Annotated in this window: 6 protein-coding genes; 2 read left to right on the top strand and 4 right to left on the bottom strand. The window is 72.9% G+C overall.

Going from position 1 to position 5,343, the window contains the following annotated elements:
• Positions 1–22 precede the first annotated feature (22 nt).
• Positions 23–574 carry a hypothetical protein gene (locus ACFU7Z_RS35700; protein ID WP_049650826.1) on the bottom strand — a complete coding sequence of 184 codons (552 nt, stop codon included), beginning with the start codon at positions 572–574 and terminating at the stop codon, positions 23–25.
• A gap of 14 nt (positions 575–588) precedes the next feature.
• Positions 589–1,011 carry an ATP-binding protein gene (locus ACFU7Z_RS35695; RefSeq protein WP_063780117.1) on the bottom strand — a complete coding sequence of 141 codons (423 nt, stop codon included), beginning with the start codon at positions 1,009–1,011 and terminating at the stop codon, positions 589–591.
• Positions 1,012–1,210: 199 nt separating this feature from the next.
• Here ACFU7Z_RS35695 and ACFU7Z_RS35690 point away from each other — a divergent pair, with 199 nt between their 5' ends.
• The gene (locus tag ACFU7Z_RS35690) at positions 1,211–2,536 is read left to right on the top strand and encodes a tetratricopeptide repeat protein (RefSeq protein WP_380782161.1); all 1,326 of its coding nucleotides are present in this window, start codon (positions 1,211–1,213) and stop codon (positions 2,534–2,536) included.
• A gap of 356 nt (positions 2,537–2,892) precedes the next feature.
• Positions 2,893–3,654, top strand: coding sequence for a hypothetical protein (locus ACFU7Z_RS35685; RefSeq protein WP_380782159.1), 762 nt, complete (start codon positions 2,893–2,895; stop codon positions 3,652–3,654).
• A 42-nt stretch (positions 3,655–3,696) separates the two neighbouring features.
• On the opposite strand, the gene ACFU7Z_RS35680 is transcribed toward ACFU7Z_RS35685, so the two are convergent.
• Both ACFU7Z_RS35680 and ACFU7Z_RS35675 read right to left on the bottom strand, forming a co-directional pair.
• A complete protein-coding gene (locus tag ACFU7Z_RS35680) occupies positions 3,697–4,635 on the bottom strand; it encodes a CU044_5270 family protein (protein WP_380782157.1) in 939 nt (312 codons plus the stop codon).
• Positions 4,632–5,264 carry an RNA polymerase sigma factor gene (locus ACFU7Z_RS35675; RefSeq protein WP_380745455.1) on the bottom strand — a complete coding sequence of 211 codons (633 nt, stop codon included), beginning with the start codon at positions 5,262–5,264 and terminating at the stop codon, positions 4,632–4,634. The genes ACFU7Z_RS35680 and ACFU7Z_RS35675 overlap by 4 nt, the downstream gene beginning before the upstream one ends.
• Positions 5,265–5,343 lie beyond the last annotated feature (79 nt).

The following is a 5,343-nucleotide window of genomic DNA, read 5'->3' as shown; positions in this document are numbered from 1 at the left end:
CGGCCGGGCCGACTTCTCGCGCTTACGGGTGGGTTGCGCGGGCGCGGCAGCGGGTGAGGGCGTAGGTGATGCGGCGGTCGGAGGGGAGCGTGGTGGCGAGGAGTTCGCCGGCCGTGACGAGGGTGGTCCAGTAGAGGGCGGGGTCGCCGGTGCGGGGAAGGGGGTGGGCGGCGGCGAGGGAGAGGTACGCGGAGATGAGGTTGCCGGTGGTGAACCAGCGTTGGAGGCCGTGGTGGTGGCCCGGTCGGATGCCGCCCATGGCGTCGATGGCGACGAGGAAGTGTTCGACGACGGCGAGTTCGGTGTCGGTGAGCGACTTGGGGACGTCGAAGACGCCGAGGGCTTCGAGGAGTTCGCCGGTGTCGGTCTCGGTGTCGGGGCGGGGGTCGGCGAGGAGGGCGTCGTAGCACTCGGCCAGGCGGCGGGTGGTTTCGGCGTGGGGGATGTCGAGGGCGAGGCAGACGGCGCGCGCGACGGGCAGGGGCGGGTGGCCGAGGCGGGCCAGGAGGGCGTAGGTCGCGGCCGGGGTGGCCCCACGGGAGAGGGTGTGCCGGGCGAGGGTGACGAGGTTCATGGAAGAAGCGGCTCTCAGGCGAGGGTGGTGACGGGGGCGATATGGGCCCAGACGAACTTGCCGATACCACAAGGGCGGGCGGCGCAACCCCACCGTTCGGCAAGTTCGTCGACAAGGAACAGACCGCGCCCCTTCTCATCGTCGGGGACGGCGGTCCGGAGGATCGGCCGTCCGGTGCCCGCATCGTGGACTTCGAGGCGCAAGCGGGAGCCGGTGAGGGCGAAGCGGACCTCGATGTGGCGGTCGTCGGGGGCGTCGGAATGCAGGACGGCATTGGCGAAGAGCTCGCCGAGGAGCAGTTCGGCGGTGTCGCGGTAGCGGTCCCCGGAGGGCAGCCCGGAGAGGAAGGCCCGGAGCAAGTACCGGGCCAGGGGAGCGGATTCGGTCCGCGCGTCGAGGCGCGCGACGAACATGCGCGGGCGGCGGGACATCAGCATGAGGGCACCTCGAAGGGGAACGCGGACGGGACCATTCGCACCACGGCTGGTGATTGGCCGATGACGAACAGTCAACATCCGTGCCCTGCGGTCGGCTATGGTCGGGGCGCGCCCGGACGTTGAAACCCTTGAAACCCACCTGCCAGGGGGAACTGTCGTGCGAACCGACCGTGGGCCGAACCACAGGCTCACCTCACTGATGGCCGAAGCCGCCTGGGGCAACGGCGATTTGGCTCGGGCCGTCAACCGGACCGGCACCGAGGCCGGGCAGCGGCTGAAGTACGACGCCTCGGCCGTCTCCCACTGGCTCAGCGGCACCTCGCCTACGGCGAAGGCCCTGCCGGTCGTCCTGGAGACACTGGCGCGGAGGCTCAAGCGGCCGATCACCGCCGTCGAGGCCGGATTCCGCGGGACACCTACCCCTGTTGAGCAGCCGACGGATACGGTGTCAGGGCTGATCGACCTGGGGAGCCTCGATATGGACCCGTCCCGGCGCGGAATCCTCACGGCCGGCCTCTACTCGGCGGCCCTCACCATCCCCGGCTGGCCCGATGTGGTGGGCCGCTTCGAGAGACTGCGGACCGACCCCCACCTGCGGATCGGCATGGCGGAGGTCCAGGCGGTCGCGGCGATGACCGAGCGGATCAGCGACCTGGACGACCAGTTCGGCGGCCGGATGACCCGTCCGATGGCCGCCTCGTTCCTGGTCAACACGATCGTCCCGTACCTGCGGGCGGACGCCGGCGAGGACGTCCGCAAGGCCATGCTGTCGGCCGCCGCCGACCACTGCTACCTGACCGGCTACATGGCCGTGGACGAACGCCACGACTCCCTGGCCCAGCGCTACTACTTGAAGGCCCTGGAGCTGGCCGGGCACGCGGGCGACCACCTCACCTACTGCACCACCCTGCGCGGCATGAGCGTCCAAGCCGTCAATCTCGGCCACGGCAGCAGCGCCCTGCGGCTCGCGGACGCCGCCTCGGCCGCTTCCCCGGAGGCCGGTCCCCGCATGAGGGCCTTCCTCGCCGGCCAGCAGGCCCACGCCCTCGCCCAGACCGGGGACAGGATCGGAGCCCTGCTCCACCTGCGTACAGCGGAAGTCGCGATGGATCAGGCCGAGTCGAAGGCGAAGGTCGTCGGCCGCTACGATCCCGCCGCCCTCGCGTACCACGTCGCCCAGGTCAACTACGAGCTCGGCGACCGCGATGGCGCGATCCGCGCGCTCCAGCACTCCGAGAAGCTCCGACCCCCGGTGTACCGCGGGTCCCGCGTACGCGCCCTCTCCATGCTCGCCGAGTGGCAACTCGGAGCCGGCCGACTGGAAGAGGCCGTCCAGAACTGGCACCTCGCCCTGGACGACTATCCGACCATCCAGTCCGGCCGGGCCGACGACCGCTTCCGCTCGATGCTCTCCGCGACCCGGCCGCACCGCCGCAACCCCCACGTGCGCGGGCTCCTCGAACGCGCCCGCCCCATGGCGGGCGGCCGAGGACCGGCCCGAACGGTACGGGAGACCAGGGCATGACCAGCGGCGAACCGGTCGTGAAGCTGCTGACGAGCGGCGGGGTTCCGGATGGGCCGTCGCACGCCGCCCTGTCCTACTACCTCGGCCCGCATCGACTCGCTCGGTGCTCCTGAACACCTCGCCCGGCGTGGGGGCGCACTCGGTGCGGGGGGCTTGGGCTTCACGCTCGAACGGTTCGCACTCTTCGTAGTGGCTGTGCTACTTTCCGCATCATCAACAGAACATAGGAGACCCCGGCGGTGGTGGAACACCCCGGGGTCAGGCACCAGGAGCAAGGACTCCAGATGCGGATTCATCGTAGCGTTCATTCGCGCGCGTTCAGCGTGCTTCCGAACGGCCTGTTGCAGGACCGGCGGTTGAGTTACACCGCTCGTGGCCTCCTCGCCGACCTGCTCTCCCGCCCCGACGGGTGGCGGGAGGACGGGCGGCAGATGGCGGACAGCAGTCCGCAGGGGCGGGGCGCCATCCGACGGGCCCTCAAGGAACTGAAGGACGCCGGGTACTACCGGGTCGACAGGGTCCGGATGGCCGACGGGACGGTCCGGTCCGAGGCCCACGTCTTCGACACCCCGCAGCCCGAACCGGCTGTCCCCCGCCCGGCCTCCGGTGGAGGGAGTTCCGGCCGCGCTGTCACCCCTCCCGTAAAGGACCCGGGACAAGAACCCACCCTCCCGGATGAACGGACGCGGGCCGCCGTGGCCACCCTGTTCCGGGTGATCCGACCCGAACCCCGCCTGCGCCTCGGCGAGGCCGAGGCCCGCGCGCTGGCACCACTCGTCACACAGTGGCTGGAACGGGGCTGCGACGAAGCCGAGTTGGCCCACGCCCTGCTCCCCGGACTGCCGCAGCCGATGCACTCCCCGGTGGCGATCCTCCGGGACCGCCTGCAACGGAAACTGCCGCCGGAACGAGCCGCGCCCCCACCGACGCCGTACGCCGAGTGCGGCCGCTGCCACGATCCGGTGCCCCGCCCCGGCATCTGCCGCGCCTGCGCGGGCCTCGGCACGAGAACCGTCGCCGTCGGCACCGGCGCGCCCGCGACCCCCGGAGGCGTCGCCCGCGCCCGCGCCGCCCTGCGGGGGTGGCAGTCGCCGTCGGCCGTGGCGCTGGGCAGCTGACCTTCCATCGCACCATCGCCGCCTGCAGAAGCGCGCCTCTCCTCAGGGACGGGTGCCGGGCTGGTCGACGACGGCGCGGGCGAGGACGGCCATCTGGCTGGTGATGTCGCCCTTCTTGAAGGTCGCGCCGTCGGTGACGGCGACGCTGCGCTCGCCGAGGTAGGTGTAGTCGGTGCTGTCGAAGATCCACTGAACCTCGGCCCTCGCACCGCTGTCCCGGCGCGCGACCGCGATGCCGGGGCGGCCTGCCGCGTCGGTCACCGAGTCGATCACCCTGACGCCGGGGATCTTCGCGGCCGCCCGGTAGAGCGCAGCGCTGACGGCCGGTGGGGCGATCTGGTCGCGCAGGAGGTCGCCGACGGTCCTGAACGCCTCCTCGTCGGGGCCGGGCCCGTGGCCTTCGGTGTCCGCGTGGATCCTGGCCAGCAGCGCATCCGGGTCGGTCGGTAGAGCGGCGACGTAGGCGTAGCTGCCGAACCTCCCGGCGTTCGGCACGGGTTCGGCCTCCCCGTGCTCGTCGCTTCCTCCGGGGTTCGGCAGGTGCCCGTCCACGAGCAGCAGTCCCCGCTTGCTGCCGTCAACGGACGTCCAGAGCTCCCGGGTCTGCGGCGCCTCGCCCTGCGACTTCGCCCAGTCGTCCAGGCTCTTCACGTAGACGAACTGGTCCCCGCGCGCCGCCGGGGCGGGCTGCTGTTCGGCGGCCCGCGCCGCGCGGTCCAGGACCACGGCCGCGACCGGCCGCGTGGGGTCGGCGCCCCGCTCGGTCGGCCCGCCGGCCAGCACCAGGGACAGCGCCAGGCCGCCCGCCAGCGCGGGCAGGGCCACCCAGCCGAGCCGCTTCCGCCGGGGCGCGGCCGCCGGCCCGCGCGCGAACTCGCTCATCAGGTGCCCCCGCAGCTGCCGCCGGCGGTCGGCGGAGAGCCCCGGTCCCGTGGGCGGTGGCAGCAGTTCGTCCTCGTTCATCGGATTCATCGGACTCATCGGGTCCTCCCCGGTGTCGTCGACCTGGCCGCTTCGGTGCGGCCACCCCGTACCTGTCCGGTGTCCGGAGCGGGTTCCCGCCCGCCCCGGAGCTCCTCGTCCACCAGCGCGCGCAGCTTGGTGCGGGCGCGCGAGAGCCGGGAGCGCACCGTGCCGATCGGCACCCCGAGTGCCTCGGCCGCGCTCACGTAGTCCAGGCCCGCCAGGACGCAGAGGCCGAACACCTCGCGCTCCGCCTTCCGCAGCCCGCCCAGCGCCCGCCGCACGGCGGCGAGCCGGGCGTCGTCGTCGAGCCGCCCGGCCAACTCCTCGGCGAAGTCCGGCAGGACGCCCCGCTCGGGCAGCCGCGCCAGCGCCGCCCGGTGCCGCCGGGCCGCCCGGGTCGTGTTGCGCAGGACCTGGGCGGCTATCCCGAACAGCCAGGGCCGCACCGGCCCGTCGTCCTCCCGCAGCCTGCCGCGCAGGCGCCACGCTTCGAGGAACGTCAGCTGGACGACGTCCTCCGCCGCGGCCCGGTCCCCCACCACCCGCACCGCGTACCGGTACAGATCGTCCGCCGTCTCATCGAACAGCTCCCCGAACGCCCACTGGTCGCCGCTCCTCAATCGCGCCCGCTGTGACAGTTCCACACCCCCACCTGTCCGCACGGGCCGCCGGGTTCCCGCCGGAGCACGGCAGAGGGCCCCGCCGAACCGGACGGTTCGGCGG

It is taken from the genome of Kitasatospora sp. NPDC057518 (genome assembly GCF_042802075.1).
In the GTDB taxonomy this organism is placed as follows: Bacteria; Actinomycetota; Actinomycetes; order Streptomycetales; family Streptomycetaceae; genus Kitasatospora.
Note: the sequence above shows the minus strand (reverse complement) of the source record. Positions and strands in the feature narration are given on the sequence as shown.